This window comes from Sodalis ligni (assembly GCF_016865525.2).
GTDB lineage: Bacteria > Pseudomonadota > Gammaproteobacteria > Enterobacterales > Enterobacteriaceae > Acerihabitans > Acerihabitans ligni.
On record NZ_CP075169.1, the window covers coordinates 2,784,531 to 2,801,136 of the forward strand.

15 protein-coding genes and 1 pseudogene are annotated in these 16,606 nt (G+C 52.4%); 7 read left to right on the top strand and 9 right to left on the bottom strand.

Going from position 1 to position 16,606, the window contains the following annotated elements:
- The first annotated feature begins 163 nt into the window (after window positions 1-163).
- A complete protein-coding gene (locus GTU79_RS12955; RefSeq protein ID WP_214514016.1) occupies window positions 164-1,432 on the top strand; it encodes a TonB-dependent receptor in 1,269 nt (422 codons plus the stop codon).
- Between the two features lie 106 nt (window positions 1,433-1,538).
- Window positions 1,539-3,131, top strand: a complete 1,593-nt coding sequence (locus GTU79_RS12960) for a UbiD family decarboxylase (RefSeq protein WP_132921804.1) — start codon at window positions 1,539-1,541, stop codon at window positions 3,129-3,131.
- A gap of 175 nt (window positions 3,132-3,306) precedes the next feature.
- Here the strand turns inward: GTU79_RS12960 and GTU79_RS12965 are convergent, their stop codons facing one another.
- Window positions 3,307-3,615 carry an Rdx family protein gene (locus tag GTU79_RS12965; RefSeq protein ID WP_203521612.1) on the bottom strand — a complete coding sequence of 103 codons (309 nt, stop codon included), beginning with the start codon at window positions 3,613-3,615 and terminating at the stop codon, window positions 3,307-3,309.
- Window positions 3,616-4,638: 1,023 nt separating this feature from the next.
- Between GTU79_RS12965 and GTU79_RS12970 the strand changes: the two genes are divergently transcribed.
- The gene (locus GTU79_RS12970; protein WP_203521611.1) at window positions 4,639-5,313 is read left to right on the top strand and encodes a trypsin-like peptidase domain-containing protein; all 675 of its coding nucleotides are present in this window, start codon (window positions 4,639-4,641) and stop codon (window positions 5,311-5,313) included.
- Here GTU79_RS12970 and GTU79_RS12975 read toward each other — a convergent pair.
- The 6 genes and pseudogenes from GTU79_RS12975 to GTU79_RS12995 all read right to left on the bottom strand — a co-directional run bounded on the left by GTU79_RS12975 (window position 5,310) and on the right by GTU79_RS12995 (window position 11,008).
- Complete coding sequence (locus tag GTU79_RS12975; protein ID WP_214514017.1) at window positions 5,310-6,107, bottom strand: GlxA family transcriptional regulator; 798 nt, start codon at window positions 6,105-6,107, stop codon at window positions 5,310-5,312. The genes GTU79_RS12970 and GTU79_RS12975 overlap by 4 nt on opposite strands.
- Before the next feature lie 1,008 nt (window positions 6,108-7,115).
- Window positions 7,116-7,466: an omptin family outer membrane protease gene (locus GTU79_RS31820; protein WP_253073575.1), complete on the bottom strand. Its 351-nt coding sequence runs from the start codon at window positions 7,464-7,466 to the stop codon at window positions 7,116-7,118.
- A 28-nt stretch (window positions 7,467-7,494) separates the two neighbouring features.
- Window positions 7,495-7,968, bottom strand: a pseudogene (locus tag GTU79_RS31825) (omptin family outer membrane protease); the annotation flags it as partial.
- A 336-nt stretch (window positions 7,969-8,304) separates the two neighbouring features.
- Window positions 8,305-8,658, bottom strand: coding sequence for a contact-dependent growth inhibition system immunity protein (locus GTU79_RS12985; RefSeq protein WP_253073576.1), 354 nt, complete (start codon window positions 8,656-8,658; stop codon window positions 8,305-8,307).
- A gap of 84 nt (window positions 8,659-8,742) precedes the next feature.
- Window positions 8,743-9,123 carry a cell envelope integrity TolA C-terminal domain-containing protein gene (locus tag GTU79_RS12990; protein WP_203521609.1) on the bottom strand — a complete coding sequence of 127 codons (381 nt, stop codon included), beginning with the start codon at window positions 9,121-9,123 and terminating at the stop codon, window positions 8,743-8,745.
- Between the two features lie 286 nt (window positions 9,124-9,409).
- Window positions 9,410-11,008 carry an ABC transporter substrate-binding protein gene (locus GTU79_RS12995; protein WP_203521608.1) on the bottom strand — a complete coding sequence of 533 codons (1,599 nt, stop codon included), beginning with the start codon at window positions 11,006-11,008 and terminating at the stop codon, window positions 9,410-9,412.
- A 253-nt stretch (window positions 11,009-11,261) separates the two neighbouring features.
- Between GTU79_RS12995 and GTU79_RS13000 the strand changes: the two genes are divergently transcribed.
- The 4 genes from GTU79_RS13000 to GTU79_RS13015 all read left to right on the top strand — a co-directional run bounded on the left by GTU79_RS13000 (window position 11,262) and on the right by GTU79_RS13015 (window position 14,766).
- Window positions 11,262-11,420 (top strand): hypothetical protein, encoded by a 159-nt coding sequence (locus GTU79_RS13000; protein WP_203521607.1) that lies wholly within the window; start codon window positions 11,262-11,264, stop codon window positions 11,418-11,420.
- A gap of 168 nt (window positions 11,421-11,588) precedes the next feature.
- The gene (locus GTU79_RS13005; protein ID WP_420854180.1) at window positions 11,589-12,311 is read left to right on the top strand and encodes a siderophore-interacting protein; all 723 of its coding nucleotides are present in this window, start codon (window positions 11,589-11,591) and stop codon (window positions 12,309-12,311) included.
- A gap of 70 nt (window positions 12,312-12,381) precedes the next feature.
- Window positions 12,382-12,951 carry a PadR family transcriptional regulator gene (locus GTU79_RS13010; RefSeq protein WP_203523075.1) on the top strand — a complete coding sequence of 190 codons (570 nt, stop codon included), beginning with the start codon at window positions 12,382-12,384 and terminating at the stop codon, window positions 12,949-12,951.
- A gap of 36 nt (window positions 12,952-12,987) precedes the next feature.
- The gene (locus tag GTU79_RS13015; RefSeq protein ID WP_214514018.1) at window positions 12,988-14,766 is read left to right on the top strand and encodes a tannase/feruloyl esterase family alpha/beta hydrolase; all 1,779 of its coding nucleotides are present in this window, start codon (window positions 12,988-12,990) and stop codon (window positions 14,764-14,766) included.
- A 44-nt stretch (window positions 14,767-14,810) separates the two neighbouring features.
- Here GTU79_RS13015 and GTU79_RS13020 read toward each other — a convergent pair whose 3' ends face one another.
- Both GTU79_RS13020 and GTU79_RS13025 read right to left on the bottom strand, forming a co-directional pair.
- The gene (locus tag GTU79_RS13020) at window positions 14,811-15,593 is read right to left on the bottom strand and encodes a phosphate/phosphite/phosphonate ABC transporter substrate-binding protein (protein ID WP_203523074.1); all 783 of its coding nucleotides are present in this window, start codon (window positions 15,591-15,593) and stop codon (window positions 14,811-14,813) included.
- Complete coding sequence (locus tag GTU79_RS13025) at window positions 15,580-16,569, bottom strand: fatty acid desaturase (protein WP_203521604.1); 990 nt, start codon at window positions 16,567-16,569, stop codon at window positions 15,580-15,582. The genes GTU79_RS13020 and GTU79_RS13025 overlap by 14 nt, the downstream gene beginning before the upstream one ends.
- Window positions 16,570-16,606: the final 37 nt, after the last annotated feature.

Sequence of the window (16,606 nt, forward strand, 5' to 3'; positions counted from 1 at the left end):
GGCCTCACCGTACCTGCTTATTATGGCAATGCTCAAATCATTCCATAACGGCAAATTTATTATCAGAGGTTCCAGTGAGCATCCCAGACTAATACATTTATTTCGTCCTGGATATGGCTTTCACTGGTAATGATTGTTTTTTTTAAATTTTGCAGAGGGAACAATGAAAAAATTGGCACCTTTCGCTGCGGTCGTGATCACAGCGATGCCCCTGGTGAGTCATGCCGCCGTGAGTAATATAAAGTCATCCTGTTCGTATGGCGACGGCGGAGTGGATAATGTCGCGGATTTTTTACAATGCGGCACGGTGAGCGGCAGCTTACGCACCCTGTATTATTCTTCGCACAATACCTTATTCGTCACGGGAAAAAGTCAGGATACGGTAAGTTATGGCGGCAACGTAAAATATGAAACCGCGCCCCTGTATGGCTTTCGCGCCGCCCTGGGCGGGGTTTTCCTGCGGGGTATCGACCATCCGGACCCGTCGCGCACCGTCGGCGCCCTTGCCAACAATCAAACCAATTTCGGCGAAGCGTATCTCAGCTGGCAGCATGAGAATTTCAAGATCACCGCCGGCGACCAGAGAATCAATCTTCCTTTTGCCTCTGATTATGATTTCCGCGTGACGCCTATTCTGTTCCGCGGAATCGATACCAATTATGGTGATAAAATTAATTTCCTGCACGCAACCAAAGTCTGGCGCTACAAACCCTGGGCCACGGATCAGTTTATCGCCACCACCCCTTATCCCAACGTGACTGAACCCACCAACGGCATGTGGGCGGTGGGGGCGGGACGTGGCGTGGAGCTGGGAGCGGAGAAACTCCAGGGCCAGGTTTGGTATGAAAGCTATGATGATTATACCAATATTTTCTACAGCGAAGGCCATTTACGATTCCCCGCCATGCCCCATGCGCCGGAAATCGGGGCGCAGTTTATCCGGGGGACCAGCGAGGGCCGGGCCCTTGCCGGCAAAGTCGACAATACTTCCTATGGTTTGCAATTTGGCCTGGCGATAATTCCCAGACTGGAGTGGAAACTTAATTACGATCACATCGCCGCCAGCCCTAACTCCTGGAAGAATGGCGCACTGGTGGCGCCTTATGCCCATTCCGCTTCCTCGGGGTCCTATTTTGCCCAGCCCTTTTTTACCAGCACCGAGGATTTAGGCAGCGGTAACGCCTATTCCACCAACCTCAGCTATAGAGCCAGCGAAGAGCTGCTGGTGGGGACGCGTTATTCCTTTATGGATCTCAAACCCTCGGCCAAGGCCGCCAGCATCAATCAGTCAGAATATTTGGTGTATTTCACCTGGAAATTAACACGGCTTTTAAAAGGCCTCAGTCTGACCGATTCCGCCGGTGTTCAGACATCCTCCAGCTATGATAAGAATTTTTGGCAGAACCGGCTGGCGGTGCAATACGATTTTTAATGCATTTAACCTAGAGAATTACTTATGGCATATGCTCCGCGCCGGTGTATTGGCAAGAAGAAGATGCCGGGACGTTTAAATAAATGACCTATTCAGGAGTGGATTTATGAGTGAATTATTCCGGAATTTTTTGGATGAATTAAGGGCCGCGGATGAATTGGTGGATATCAGGCAACCGGTGGACATCCGCCATATCAGCACCCTGGTGGATCAAAGCGACAAGGCTTTGCTGTTTCACGATGTTATCGGCTATGACATGCCGCTGCTGTCCGGCATTATCCGTACCCGGCAGCGGACTATCATGGGCATGGGCTGTACCGAGTATTCGCAAATCGAGAAAAAGCTGCAGCGGGGAATAGACAACCCCATCCCGCCGAAATATGTAGAGACGTCCCCCACCAAAGAAGTCATCTTGACCGGTGAGGATATCGATCTGTTTCGCATACCCATTCCCCTGTCGTCTATTTATGACGGAGGGCCGATGATTACCGCCGGCATCGTAATGGCGAAAGATCCGGAATACGGCATTAATTCCGGCATATACCGATTCATGGTGAAAGAAAAGGGCCTGACCGGCATCGATTTGGTGACGCCGAATAATATGCGCTTATTCGCCCAGCGGGCCCTGGAGCGGGGAGAACCTTTGCCCATTTCCATTTCCATCGGCAATCATCCCATCGAAATCATGGGGGCCGGTTATCGCGCCCCCATCGGCGTCGACGAAATGGCCATTGCCGGCGGAATCCTGGGCGCGCCGGTGGAATTGGCCATGTGCGAAACGGTGGACCTGCCGTATCTTGCCGATTCCGAACTGGTGATCGAAGCGGAAATCCTGCCGGTGGGCTGGACCGAACCCGAAGGCCGCTTTGGCGAGTTTACCGCGCTCATGGGCGGCCTGCATTGGAATCCCAACGTGCGAATCAAGGCCATCATGCACCGGCGCGACGCCATGTACTACGCGCTGCACATGCCCTGGGAGAATACCTGGCTTGCGGCCCCCACCCGCTACCAGGCCATTCGCCGCGCCTTGCTTACCGCCGGCGTGCAGGTCAAGGATATCAATATGACACTGGGGGGACGGGCCTTCTGGCATGCGGTGGTCTCCATCAAAAAACAGGCGGGAGAGGGCAAGAATGCGCTGCTTGCGGCGCTTTCGGTCATGGATATCAAACACGTGGTGGTGGTGGACGATGACATCGACGTCTTCAACGGTGAAGAAGTGGAATGGGCCATTGCCACCCGGGTGCAGGGCGACAGGGATGTGATGATAATTCCCGGGGCGCGCGCCAAACCCCTCGATCCCAGCCTGCAAATTACCGCGCCGGGGCAGGTGCCCACCGGGGCGAAGGTCGGTATCGACGCCACCATTCCTGAAGGGATCCCCCATGAACGCTACCAACGCATCTCTTATGCTTATGCCGACACGGCAAAGATAGACGATTACCTGGCGGGAAAACAGGACCCCGCGGTGGCGACGGATCCGGCCAAGGTGAAAGAAGCCGCGGCGGCCATTCATGCCCTTATTGAAAAAACCCCCTTGTATTACCAGGAGGTGGCGGGCCGGTTCTCTCAGTACAGCTTTGTCACCATTGCCCGCGCCCTGGGGGTCATGCACGAATCCAAACAGCTGTGGAAAACCGGCGAAGGCAAGTTATGCATTCGCGGATCCAAATTTGATGCGGTACAGCGGACGCGTTGACGCGGAAGATCACCCCTCGTTAGGGGCTATGGGTATGGGGCATGTTTACGCCGCCGCCCCATGCTCGGGCACCTATGTACGCTGCCGGACCGCAATGCCGCTTTGCCGGGGCCGGCGCTTGGCGCAACTTTGCCGGGCCGGGCGCCGGCATGCGCCCGGAGAGTTCGCCGATTGCTCAATTCTTGCGGGAGTGGTTTCCACCGGCATTTTTATCCGCATGTCCTAATGCGCGTTCAGGGAAACAGCGGTCACGTAAACGCTGTTTCAACTGCGCCGCGTCGGGAAAACCGCCGTCGGTTTTCCTGTCCCACAGCACTTCCCCCTCCACCGTGATTTCATAGATGCCCCCCGTGCCGGGAACGAGCGTGACGGAGGCAAGATCGGTATTGAAGGTTTGCAATAATTCCTGCGCCATCCATGCGGCGCGCAACAGCCAATTGCATTGTGAACAGTAGCGAATGGTGACGGCCGGAAGCGTTGTCATAGGCGGACTCGAGCAGGGAGATGTATGTTTATGGTCTGGTAAAGCGCGAACCTTGTCAAGAATCGGAACGGGCAGTCCTGTCTAAAAAAGTAGCAAAAAAGGATTGTTTCGTCGTAAGAATGGTACATAGGAATTTTCCTAGCTCATTATTATACTAACGCATAAAGGAAATATTATTTTCGGCTGGATGGCTGAAAACCGTTATTTTATTATCATTGGAAATAAATTAATAACATTATTTTTACAAACTATCGGTTAATGGGAGGTTATGATGAAGTAACATCGCGGTGTCTTTTAATGACAATTCCAATTCGAATGTTCATATAAATAAGATGCGCTAAAGGGGTGGCACTATGTGAAAACAGGCCGGCCATAAAGCGCGGTGTAAAATATCAGGTAGCGTGGTCTTTATAAAATGAATTTAATTATTTCGTATCTATTTCTTAACATGTTGATGGTTTATAGTTTTATCGGCATATAAAATTCATAAATAGCCGGACATTGCCAAAACCGTTCATTCACATAGAAGAACGCACTATCGCCATGGCAAGTTATTAACATCGGTTATGCCGCCGCATTCGGTTGGGAATAACGCCGGCAATCCTGTTTCATCCATTCATCAAGGAGGAAGGATCAGCAAAGCGGCCTGATGGAATTATCGTATATCAAAGAGAAAAAGCACTGTCTGATTCTATCAACTTGTTGATATAAAAGACTTAAATTATGGCGGTCATTTCAAATATGACGGCTGGCGGAGACTATTATGCGCTGAACAGGCCGGTTATCAAGCCATTGTTCTGCTGTTGAAATAATAACATGAGCGGAATCCAGGCGTACTTGTAAATAAATAAGTACTTCTGCGATATCTATTTCCTGAATAACACATTGGGAAATAAGGCATAGAGGTAATAGCTGCTGTCACGCTATTCATTAATATCCGTGAAACTTCAAGTGTCAGGTGCGTTGGCTTTCCTGCAACTCGAATTATTTAGGGTAAAACATTTATTTTACAAGTAGGCAAAAATGAAAAAGTTGATGTTAATATCGACGCTGGCTCTCTGTGGCTGCAGCGGGGTGGGCCATTATAATGTGGATAAAACCGCAAGCGCCAAGGCGGATTTTCATTTCATTGGTATTCCGGTATTGGCGGGGGCGGTGGGCTCCAGTTTTCCCCTTACGGAGCATTACAGCCTGACCGCCGGGCATGTTGCCAAGATAATGATGGTGAAAGTGAAAGCCTATAATCCATTATGCGATGTTGCCATTATCTATCATAATAATAAAGGCGCTGTATTACCCAAGGTGGAATCCGCCATAAAGGGGGAGCATGTAAATCTTTATGGATATAACGCCTATACGGCGTTACCCACCTCATCATCGGGCACATTAAAGGAATTCGGCTGGTGGGATAAACCCAACACCAGCTGCCTGGTGGGGCTCACCGACGCCGGCGGCATACAGGGCATGAGCGGCGGGCCGGTTTACGGTGTGGATGGCGCCGTTATCGGCGTATTTACCGCAACCCACCCGAAAAGGGACCAAAGCATTTTTGTTCCCTATCAGAATATCGCGGGCTGGATTAACCAGGAGTTGCAGGGAGAGGATTTAGCGCAAATCAGGCAAGCGGAAAACCTGCGCCTGGTTAAGCGCACGGCCGCTTCCTTGCCGCTGGCGCGGGCCGACCTCCCGGTACGCTAAGGCGTGGATAAGGCATAACGCGCCCGCAACCAGGCCGGGGAGCAAGACGAAACGGCGCTACTCCTGTTTGCTGTGCTGCTCACGGTAGGCCAGGGGCTTATGCCCAGATTACGCTGGAATACGCGCCGGAAAACGTCCGCGCTGGTAAAGCCGCATTTCATCGCGATCTTGTCCAGGTTCATCGAGGTCATCTGCAGAAATCGCTGCGCCGCTTCCAGGCGGATATTTTCAATGTATTTTGCCGGCGTGGTGTTCAGCTCATGTTTGAAAATCCGTATCAGCGTGCTGCGGCTCATGGCCAACCGGTCCGCCAGTACATCCACCGACAGTTCCTGGGAGAGATGTTCATGAATCCAGGGCTGAAGCGCTTTAATGCTCCGCTGGCCGGAGTACTGGGCCAGCAGCGAATAACTCAGCTGGGCCTGATCGGCGGGGCGCCGTAAAAAAAGCACCAGTTCCTTGGTCCCCTCTCCCGCCAATGCCTCGCCGTGATCGTCGGCAATCAGGTTCAGAGCCAGATCGATCCCGGCGGACATTCCGGCGGAGGAGTAGATTTTCCCGTCCTTGACCCATATCGGCCGTTCTTCCACATGTACGCCCGGATGGAGTTTGCTGAACTCCTCCATCACGCGCCAATGGGTGGCCACGCGTTTGCCTTCCAGCATGCCCGTTTGCGCCAGCGCGAAAATGCCTGACGATACGGTACAGATGCGGCGAACCCGGCTTGCCTGGGTGCGCATCCACTCAATGGCCATCGCCGGATACAAACCGAAAGAAGCGATATTGGTCGTCACGATCAGCGTATCGATATTGGGAGTGCGCCATTTTTATCCGCCAGCACGGATTGTCCCAGTACGCTGATACCCGATTCGCTTTTGATCTCCTTATCCGGGCCAGGGAGACCAGTTCCACCTGATAAGGATAATATTTATCCGCAAGGGTGTTGGCGATTCGAAATGCCTCCGTCGGGCCGGCGATATTTAACAAATCGACAGGAGGTATACCAAGAATGACTATATTTTTAGTTAACGGACGATTCGGCATCATTAATCCTCTTTCGCCATTAAATAAAACAGCAATAAATTATATTAACTTTTGACACAAATTGTCGGGAACTTGGAATTTTACTGTGCCTGGAATTAAATACAGTCATCATTCGCGGCTATAACTTCATATAAATTATCCTTGAAAAGATAGTAATGTAAAGTTGTGTACCTGTGCAAGGTTATGAAATAATTAGATACATTTTAATATTAAAGGATTAATGGCTGTATTTATTTACAGAATCATTGTACAAGCAAGAATGTCATTGCTGGTATTTTTATACAATATTTTCCTTCAGGAACCATTTTTATGATCAGTGGACATGGCTTGATAAGCATGAATTTAACCTGTTGAAATTAAATATCATTTATCGAAATGCTGCGTGGATTTACATCCTGACTAGGATTTTACTGAAAAACATTTTTACCTGTCCTGTGGTTAACGATTGATATAAGCTATGAAATCGAGAACGTTAACGTTTTTACGCGGTAATGTGCTTAAGTAATATATCATCACGCAAACCTGTTAAATCTGAAATACATTGACATATTTAGAAATTAGCGCGACGTGAGTAAAACCCTCCACCGGCGGGGCGCCCACATCCTCGTTATTATGCCCTTATCCGCCGCAATAAGGGACATAGTGCAGATAAACAGAGATTGTCAGTTATTGTATGGGTAACCGCTCGTTAGAACTGGTATTGCACGCCGGCGGAGGCAGTATAATGCCTGTTTTTCATACCGGCAGAGTTATTCCCGCTATAGTTTTTTCCACGCTACTGGTACTTGTCTTTGTAAGATATCCAATTTTTGTTCATATTTATTAAAACTCAGTTCAACAAATATCTTTGCGTTAGGGGTAACGTAGTATCCCGCATCCACGGCAGCGGAGTAATAGTGGGAGTTGTTCGCCTTATGGCGGAATGTGGCTTGCCGCAAATAGTGTTCATCATTATCCTTGGCCGAAACCCAGGGCTGAATTTCAGCAACGCGTTGAATTCCGCCTTTTGATAACGATACATGCCGGCCATGCCGAGGTAGGGCATGGCGAATTTCTGTCGGTAGCCGATGGTGCGCCCGCCCGGGGAAATTCGCCAACGTCATTTCCATTGTTATAGTTATAATTCCCGCCAAAACTTGTCCAACTGAATCGCGTCTGCTGGTAGCCAAGCACTGTCCCCAGACGATACTCCGGTGTGTTAAGCATCCACCCTTTGACATTCACATCGAATTCATTGGCATGCTTGAGCCGGGTATTCGGATGCGTGGACCAGTCTGTCCAGTGGGACTGACCAGGATTTTCCAGTCGTAGTCATCCATTCCTGCCCCGCTGGAAGCCAGGGTGGTCCATCCCTGACGTTCAGCGTCAGAGAATCAGAGGCATCCCAGGCAATATCCCTCTGAAGATGGCGGCGTTTTTGATTTGCCAGATTAATTCACTGATTTTACGGCCATCATAGGAATTATAAGAATACTCATTCGATTCCCCGCTCAGCCAGCCCATGGCTGCGCTGGCTTTTATGCTGTCAGCATCGAAGCGAACCTTGTGCGCCAATGCGGATGGAACGGTGGCCAGAACAGCAATCATGACTGCAACGTTTTTTTTAAGCATTAAAATTATTTCCGTAAACTAATTGATAAGAGGTTAACTAATATGCATGTGGTAAATAGTTTCAGATAAGAACCAGCCTCATAAAAAGAACACGCAAAATGCAAATAAAAAGGTGGTAAGTAATTAATCATAAAAAAACTCAAAAAATCTTAAACGAAACAAAAAAATATCATCAATTGATAACTAATTAATGAGGTGAGCATATAATTAGGAATGAAATATTCAATCTAGGTTGGGTGGCGGGATGGTAGGTACTATTATTATCGATTCATTTCGATGTAAATGATTATCAGCAACCCGGCATGCTCGAGCGGAACCCGAGCATGGCTTATTTGTTTATATAATAATTTGGTTAAGTTTTAGTATATCAATCTTTACATTATTACTCATTTTTGAAGTATCCAGATTATTTAGGATTTGCATTATTTCAATGAATATATCTTTATGTTCGCTTAGCTCCTCACCATTTATCGTCGCTAAGGCTGCTATAAGCTCGCCGCCATAATTCTCACCTACCAGTGGATCTTCCTTCATTAAGGCAAGAGCTCTTGGCATCAGCTGATCAATGCAAATTTTCTGACGGATAGCACGGCAAATATCGTCCACGGTTAAAGCATCAATTGGCACATCCAGGACGCTCTCGTATCCTCTCTGGAGGGGAGGATTTTCTTCCTTTTTGCTGGGATTCAAGCTGGTCCCTCCCGTAATCTTAAAAAGGTCGATTGGCGTGCATACTAAATCGCAGGAATATTGCTTGCTGTAATAAGTGCCAAATTAATATGGTTTAAAAACGATTACCGAATTTTTGAAAATTTCGTGGGTTTCATTGTCCGGCGGCGCCGGTATATCCGCATCCTGAATGGCTTTAACAGCCGCTGCACAAAGCGGTTTATAACCTTCAGTCTTGAAGTCGCCATGCGTGGCGCCTTTTTTGGATATATTAAAGCTTACGGTACATTGCTTTCCGTTAAACTCTTTCTCAAGATGGAATTTTATTTGAACGGCTGATTTGATGTCGTTGGCATATTGCATTTTCTTGTCATCCAACGGCGCAAAAACTTGAGAGGGTAGAGGGCTTGGCAAGGGGGTTGCGTGAGTGCTGAACGCAGAGGAAAATACCAAGCTTAGCAGGCAATAAGGGAATACTCTTCGCATTATGTAAATCCAGTTATGAGTGGAGTGGTGATTGTCTTCATCAGTTAATAAGTTTTTTTGTATCAAGGGTGCACGAAAAATTCAACGATTATATTGATATCGTTTAACAACGGATGACAAAGGATGATATTACGGCAGTACGTTTAATTTACGATGGGAAATGCGGTTGATATGCGCTGTTTAAATGCTTATTCAACGATACGTATTGTTTAGCTTATCTGCCGCCGAGACAATATAGCAGATAAGCAGCCGATGGCAGGTATTGCCCACCGGCCGCCGTCTCTCCTCAGTTCAGCCTGACCTTGGAAAAATCGCTGCCGTTGAGGCTGACGCTATAGCCGCTGACGTTACTGCGGGTGGCATAAAAGGTTTTGCCGTTGGCCAGGGGTATCCAGGGGGCCTGCCGATGGAACACCTGCTGGGCCTGTTTATATAGGGCGGCGCGCTGGGCCGGGTCGCTGATGATTCTGGCCTGCTGAATGAGCGAGTCATACTGTTTATCGCACCAGAACGCGGCATTGGAACCGCTTTTGACGCTGTCGCAGCCCAGCAGGGTATTGGCGAAATTATCCGGATCGCCGTTATCCGACATCCAGCCGAACAGCGCGGTGGCGTGTTCGCCTTTGCGAATGCCGGCCAGGTATTCGCCCCATTCATAGCTCACGATTTTCGCCGTGACGCCGACTTTGGCCCAATCGCTCTGGATCATCTCCGCAATGCGGCGTGAGTTCGGGTTATAGGGGCGCTGTACCGGCATTGACCATAAATCGGTGGTAAAGCCTTGTTCAAAACCCGCCTGTTTCAGCAATGCCTTGGCCTTGGCCGGATCATAAGGGTAGTCCGCCAGATCTTTATCAAAGCCGAGCATATTGGGGGGAATGGGGGATTTCGCCACCGATCCGGAGCCGAGGAATACCGCATCGACGATGGCTTTTTTATCCACCGCATAATTCAACGCCTGACGCACCAGGGCATTGTCGAACGGTTTTTTGACGGTATTAAACGCCAGGTAACCCACATTCATGCCGTCCACGCTGTGAAGGGCCAGCGCTTTGTTATTTTTGATCTCGTCAAAATTAACCGGACTCGGCGCGGGAATAATCTGGCACTCATTTTTTTCAAGCTTGGCCAGGCGCGTGCTGACGTTGGGGGTAATCGAAAAGATAAGTCGCTTGGTGGGCACCTCTCCCTGCCAATAATGGGGATTGGCCTGATAGCGGATAATGGAGTCCACTTTATATTCCTGCAGGTTATAGGGGCCGGTGCCGATGGGATCGGTATCCACCCGTTCCGGCGTGCCGGCTTTTAACATCGCGTCGGCGTATTCCGCGGAGAGAATGGAGGCAAAATCCATGCCCCAATCCGCCAGGAAGGTGGCATCAGGTTTTGTCAGGGTAAACCGGACGTGATAGTCATCGATTTTTTTCACGTCCTGAATAAGCGAACCGAGGCCGACGTCATTGAAGTACTCATAGGTGGCCTGGGACACCTTATGGTAGGGGTGATTAGCGTCTTTCTGCCGCAAAACGGAGAAAATCACATCGTCGGCATTAAAATCACGGCTGGGAGTGAAATATTTATTGCTGTTGAATTTGACGCCCTGGCGCAGGGTAAAGGTATAGGTTTTGCCGTCCGGACTGATTTCCCACGCGGTGGCAAGGGAGGGTATCGGCAGATTATCGCTTTCCCGGAAGGCCACCAGCCGGTTATAGAGCACCTGGGAACTGGCGACAAATGAGGGGCCGGAGCTGGCGATTTGCGGGTTAAACGATTCCGGCGAGGCTTCGGAGCAGTAGACCAGAACGCTGTTGTCGGCGGCCAGGGCCGCGCCGGCCGGCAGCAGGGCGGCCATAAGCACTACGAGAGAGGTTTTCCTGAAATCCATTTTTCTTGCCTTATAAGATGATAATAATCCGATTTTAAACAGTCCATTATAAGCGGCCATAGCGGAAACTGAAAAATCTTATGCTTATTAGAGGCTTCTCGCTGGTTATAAGCGCTGCCTCTTAAGGCATGGGCGCCGGTAAAATCCTCCGCCGGCGCCGCCTTCAGTGGTTGCTTAAAATATTTCTAAGATATATCTTTAAAACGTCAATCTCCTGAGGTTTTCTCACCTGAAATTTTCATCGGGAAGGGTGATGGATAATTTATCTGATAAAAGAATCCTGGTCCGCGCCGTCGCGCTGGATGCTCGCGATCGCACTGCCCTGGCGGCGTTTTTCCATCAGTGGGGTCCGTTTGAGCATGGGATGTCCATGGCGGGGGATGTCATGGGCGGCGGCATCATGCGCGGCTGATGCCGCTGGTATACCTCCTCTGCGCAGACGTCTGCATCACTATGTATGTGTCGAAGAATAAAAAGAAATTGGAGAAAATATGGAGAATAACCCCATGAACAATGTAAATAATAAACGGCCGGTGAGAGTAAAAATGAATTGAAATTCAGGAAATCATTGTCAAACGCTGTGAGGACCTGTTCGGCTGCTTCTAACGCATTATTTTTACCGGAGAAGAGCTCGGCGGGGTTCGTTTCACGGGGGGTTGACGATCATATCAAGGTTTTTTTCCCGTCGGCGCCGGGGAAGTCCGTCACACCGCCTCGCATCACCGAGGAGGGCATAGTATGGCCGGAGGGAGCACGGCCCATTGGCCGCGATTATACGCCGCTGTCTTTCAACGCGGAAAAAAATGAACTGACGCTGGATTTTTATTTGCATGACGGCGGCGTGGCAAGCGAGTGGGCCGCCAAGGCGAAGCCGGGGGATATGCTCGCCATGGGGGGCCCGCGGGGATCGCTTTTGATACCGACGGATTATGCCAGGCAACTCTATCTCTGCGATGAAACGGGCTTGCCGGCCATCAAGCGGCGCTGCGGGGAGCTTAACGCCGCCGGCACGGCCGGGAACGCGGTGATTTTGGCGAGTGCCCGGGATGCCCGATGCCGGGAGTATCTCGCCGACCATAATGATATGCATATCCAGTGGGTTATTGCCGGAGCCCCGGGCCGCCGGCCGGACAATGACGCTGTGCTGGCAAGCGTGAAAGCATTGCCCCTTTCCGGTAAGGATTGCTTCATTTGGGCCACCGGCGAAGGCGGGCTGGTGAAAGCCATCGGGGATTTTTTCACCGTACAATGCGGCGTTGAGCCGGATTTTGTCAGGGCTGTCGCCTATTGGCATGATAAATAATGTGCTGTACGGCGTGCTATAAAGCGATATATTTGAAAAATCCTATAATGAACCCCCTACGATGATTTCGATGAAAAAAACGCCGCCCTACAGGCAGCAGGAACCGTTAGATAGCGATAAACAGCGCCCCGCGGCGATAGGGGGAAAAGAACATTGTCTCGGGGGACGCAAGCATCGCCGCGAACGCATGTTCGACAGCGCGGACATCAGGTTGTTGATCATGCATTTTTTAGCGCAGGGGCCCGCCCATGGCTATGAATTGATCAAAGCGATACAGGAGTTGTCCAAAGGCGAATACACGCCGAGCGCCAGCATCGTTTATCCCAACCTGACCTTTTTGGAGGAGCAGGGGATGGCGTCCCCAGTCTATGACGGGGCGGGGAAGAAACAGTACCGGCTGACGGAGGAGGGCCAATCGCTGCTCGATGTCCAGCGTGGCAACCTGAACGGGATTATCGACCGTTTATATTCCATGGCGATACTCTCCAATAATCGAAGCATTCCTGAAATGCAAAGAGCGATTAATAATATCCGGACGGCTTTGAATCTGCGCCTCGCCAAAGGGAAAATATCCCAACAGGCGCTTTATAACATTATCGATGCGCTGGATAACGCCGCCAAAGAAATCGAACGGAGCTAAAAGATATTCATCCAATACCCTTCAAAGGACGATTCCATGCCTATTCTTAGCCCCCTCTATTGCGGCAGGCTGTTATTTGCCGCTCTGCTGATATTTTCCGCCCAGGCGCTCGCGGCGCCAGGGGCCGGGCGGGGCGAATTCCCGGGCATTGGGCTAATGCCGCGAAACGCCGAGTCGGGTAAACCGGCCGTATTGGCGGTGGTTAAACCGGCCATCGCCTGTTCCGCACTGATGCAGGTGGATTTAGCTGTTATCGGCGGCCAAGGCAGCCGGGTGGTGTCGGCGAAAGAGGTGTCTGCCGGCGGCACGGCATTTTGCGCCGTGGAAGGGGTGCTGGCGCCGGAAATCAACTTTACGCTTATGCTGCCCACGGCCAGTTGGAACCAGCGCTATATGCAGCTGGGCTGCGGAGGATTATGCGGCCAGGTCAATCTTCAGGTGGGAGCGGCGGCCGGCTGCGCCGTGCTGAATGCCGGCGGGTTTGCCCTGGCCGCCACCGATATGGGGCATCCCTTGTCGGAGCAGGATTTCGGCAACGATCCGCAAAAGCGCCGGGATTTCGCCTATCGTTCGGTGCACCTGACCGCGCTGGCGTCCAAGGCGCTGGTGGCGGCGTTTTATCAGCGCCCCGCGGCCAGGTCCTATTTTAACGGCTGCTCTGACGGCGGTCGCGAAGCCTTGATGGAGGCGCAGCGGTACCCGAAGGATTTCGACGGGATTATCGCCGGCGCGGCGGCGATGAATTTCCAGGCGCAGAATGCCCTTTATCACAGTTGGCAGGCCGTCAGCAATACCGGCCCGGATGGCAAGGCCATCATCACCGCGGCCGAGCTTCCGTTGATTCATCGGGCGGTATTGGCGCAGTGTGATGGGATTGACGGACAGAAAGACGGCCTGATCTCCGATCCCCAGGCCTGCCATTTCAATATGCGCGTATTAAAATGCAATGGGGTGAAGGCGGGCAGCGGCGGGCAATGTCTGACGGATATCCAGCTTACCGCGCTGCGTCGCCTATACGACGGGCCGCGAGACGCCGACACCGGTAAAAAAATGACCGTCGGCGGGCCGCAGTATGGCTCGGAACTGGCCTGGGCCGGCGTCTTTGTGCCGAAAACCGCCGATGGTCCGATTTTCAGCCGGCTTATCGCACTGTCCTCCTTGAGGCATCTGAATTTTACCACCAACCCGCCGGGGACCTTCAGTCTGAAAGACCTGAAGTTCAACGGGGCAACGTTCCAGGCGTTGCAGAAACTTCATCCGCTTTATGATGCCACCAATCCCGATCTGAGCGCGTTTGCGGCGGCGGGAGGCAAACTGATTATTTGGCATGGCTGGGCGGACCCGCATATTTCCCCGCTGAATTCCATCGCCTACCACAATGCCCTGGCGCAATACATGGGCACGGCCAGGCGGGACAGATTCGAGCGGTTATATCTGCTGCCGGGCGTTTATCATTGCGCCGGCGGGGAGGGGCCAAGCCTGGTTGATTTTCTGACGCCGCTGATGGCCTGGGTGGAAAAAGGCGTCCCGCCGGACGGTGTCGCCACCTGGCAGGCGCCGGATACCGAAAAAAGCGGTTTTGGCCAGCCGGTTGCGAACGAAAACCCGACGCCGCCGGTTCTGAGAACGCAGACCATCCCTGGGAAGGCGGCGTCACGGCCGGTGTTCCCGTATCCCTATTATGCGGCGTACGGCCTCGCTAAGGGCGAACGGGCCGAAACGCCGGCCTATAGTCCCAGGCCGCTGCTGGAGACCCATGCCTATTATCAATGGCTCGGCGAAGGCTTCTATCGGCCCTATAAATTCTTGGACTGATATTGTGCCCGGCCGGGGCGGCGCGTAGGTGCGTCCCCGGCCCGCTAGATGCCGTTGCCGGGGCTTTGCAGGATAACATCATACTGCCGGCGGCTGACGGGACTGAAGCCCTTGATAAGCACGGCGCGGCAAACCTCGCGGTGTTCCGGCGCGCTCACCAGCCCCAGCAGCGCCGTCCGTAAGGCCGCCAGCGTCGCGGGGGAGGTGTGCCGTTGCGTAATCAAGGGCAGGCCGGGAGCCAGCGGGGTGCGTCCGATGGTTTTCAGGCCGCGGATGCGTTCGGGACGATGGCGTTGCAGCAGGGCATAGGTGACGCAGTCGACGGCGGCGATATCCGCCTCTTCCCGCTGCAGGGCTATCAGGGATTGTTCATGGCCGCCGCTGAAAATGATCTGGCTGAAAAAATGACCTCCCGCGGCCATCGGCGCCGTCATGGCCCGTAATGCATGGTAACCGGAATAGGAGTCGGCGCTGTTGCAGACCGCCCGCCGCTGCCTGAAATCCCGGAGCTCAGCCCCTGTCTCCCGCTGACGGACGAGCAGGAAGCTACGGTAGCCGATGCCTTCACAGCCAGGGGCATCATAATGGAAACAGCCCACCGGCTGGACGTCCGGCAGCATGGTCATGAACGGATAGCCGCAGGTCTGGCTGAGCAGCAACTGGGGATCTTGCCAATGGGCCGCCAGATCCTCCGGCCAGCTAAGGGCGAGACCGGCGGCGGCTACGCCCTGTCCGGCCAGCAGCCGGCGCAGGCGTTGCCACTGGGCGTCGACGTCGGCCCGGTTAATGGCATACATGGGAAGGGAGACGCTATCAGCCGGGGCCATCAGGTTTTTTTTCACCGGTGAACGACGCCGGATGAACATTGACATCCACAGGTCTTAACAGGAAACGGCTTAACCATTCGAAATACCCTCGCACGACAAATCCCCGGTTTTGCAGCTGGTAGCTGTGCCGATAGGTCAGATAAATATAGCGCAGAGCATACCAGGGGACACCCGGCAAATCATGGTGTACCGAATGATAGTTCAAATTCAGAAACAGCAGGCGCCAGGGCAGGGCGGCTTCATTGATCACCGAGCGCTCCTTGGGATCGTCCGCCGCCTGATGTTCCATAAAGGAGCGGATTTTGGTCAAGCCCAGGGCCGGGTAGCTGACCGCCAGCAGAAAATAGAGTACCGGGAAGCCGCAATAGCGCATCCAGGCGATAACCAGCATCAACAACACGCCGTGCGCCAGCCACATCCCCATGGCCCGGCGGTCGCGGCGGTGAAATGCGGCAATCAGGCAAACCATGGCCTGGGCGATATCCAGCGCCGGCCCCAGCAGCACCCGGCCCGGCAGTGTATTGTGCAGCCGTATCAGGCCCCGCTGCCGGCGGCTCAATCGTTCCCAGCGCTCTGCTGAGAAATAATAGGTTTCCGGATCTTCGCCGGGCAGCGTCAGCTCTTCTTCCCGATGGTGCCGCAGATGCAAGTCGCGGTATAGGCCGTAGGGATACCAGATGGCCAACGGCAGCAGTCCCAGCAGCTGATTGACGCGGGGATTGCGGGTGGGGTGGCCGTGGATCAGTTCATGCTGCAACGACATATACCAGGCGGTGAACCAGGTAAGGACAAGAGTGGCGGGAACCCATCCAAGGATTCGCCAATAGGCCAGGGCGGCGAACCAGCCGCTGTAAATGGTCACAATCAGGATCCAGGTGGGCAGTTCGCTGCGCCACAGCCATGATTGGGATAATCCGTGAATAAAATCCCGCTGCTGTCCGTGCAGGTAGGACGCACCCTTTTTAACCGTTGCCATCAGCCTTATTCCAATGAATAACTACCCATTGGAAAAT

What these genes read in the sequence shown, in the direction of transcription:
- GTU79_RS12955 (WP_214514016.1), top strand. Translation starts at nt 164, where the DNA reads ATGAAAAAATTGGCACCTTTCGCTGCGGTCGTGATCACAGCGATGCCC.
- GTU79_RS12960 (WP_132921804.1), top strand. Translation starts at nt 1,539, where the DNA reads ATGAGTGAATTATTCCGGAATTTTTTGGATGAATTAAGGGCCGCGGAT.
- GTU79_RS12965 (WP_203521612.1), bottom strand. Translation starts at nt 3,615, where the DNA reads ATGACAACGCTTCCGGCCGTCACCATTCGCTACTGTTCACAATGCAAT.
- GTU79_RS12970 (WP_203521611.1), top strand. Translation starts at nt 4,639, where the DNA reads ATGAAAAAGTTGATGTTAATATCGACGCTGGCTCTCTGTGGCTGCAGC.
- GTU79_RS31820 (WP_253073575.1), bottom strand. Translation starts at nt 7,466, where the DNA reads ATGGAAATGACGTTGGCGAATTTCCCCGGGCGGGCGCACCATCGGCTA.
- GTU79_RS12990 (WP_203521609.1), bottom strand. Translation starts at nt 9,123, where the DNA reads ATGCGAAGAGTATTCCCTTATTGCCTGCTAAGCTTGGTATTTTCCTCT.
- GTU79_RS12995 (WP_203521608.1), bottom strand. Translation starts at nt 11,008, where the DNA reads ATGGATTTCAGGAAAACCTCTCTCGTAGTGCTTATGGCCGCCCTGCTG.
- GTU79_RS13000 (WP_203521607.1), top strand. Translation starts at nt 11,262, where the DNA reads ATGGATAATTTATCTGATAAAAGAATCCTGGTCCGCGCCGTCGCGCTG.
- GTU79_RS13010 (WP_203523075.1), top strand. Translation starts at nt 12,382, where the DNA reads ATGAAAAAAACGCCGCCCTACAGGCAGCAGGAACCGTTAGATAGCGAT.
- GTU79_RS13015 (WP_214514018.1), top strand. Translation starts at nt 12,988, where the DNA reads ATGCCTATTCTTAGCCCCCTCTATTGCGGCAGGCTGTTATTTGCCGCT.
- GTU79_RS13020 (WP_203523074.1), bottom strand. Translation starts at nt 15,593, where the DNA reads ATGGCCCCGGCTGATAGCGTCTCCCTTCCCATGTATGCCATTAACCGG.
- GTU79_RS13025 (WP_203521604.1), bottom strand. Translation starts at nt 16,569, where the DNA reads ATGGCAACGGTTAAAAAGGGTGCGTCCTACCTGCACGGACAGCAGCGG.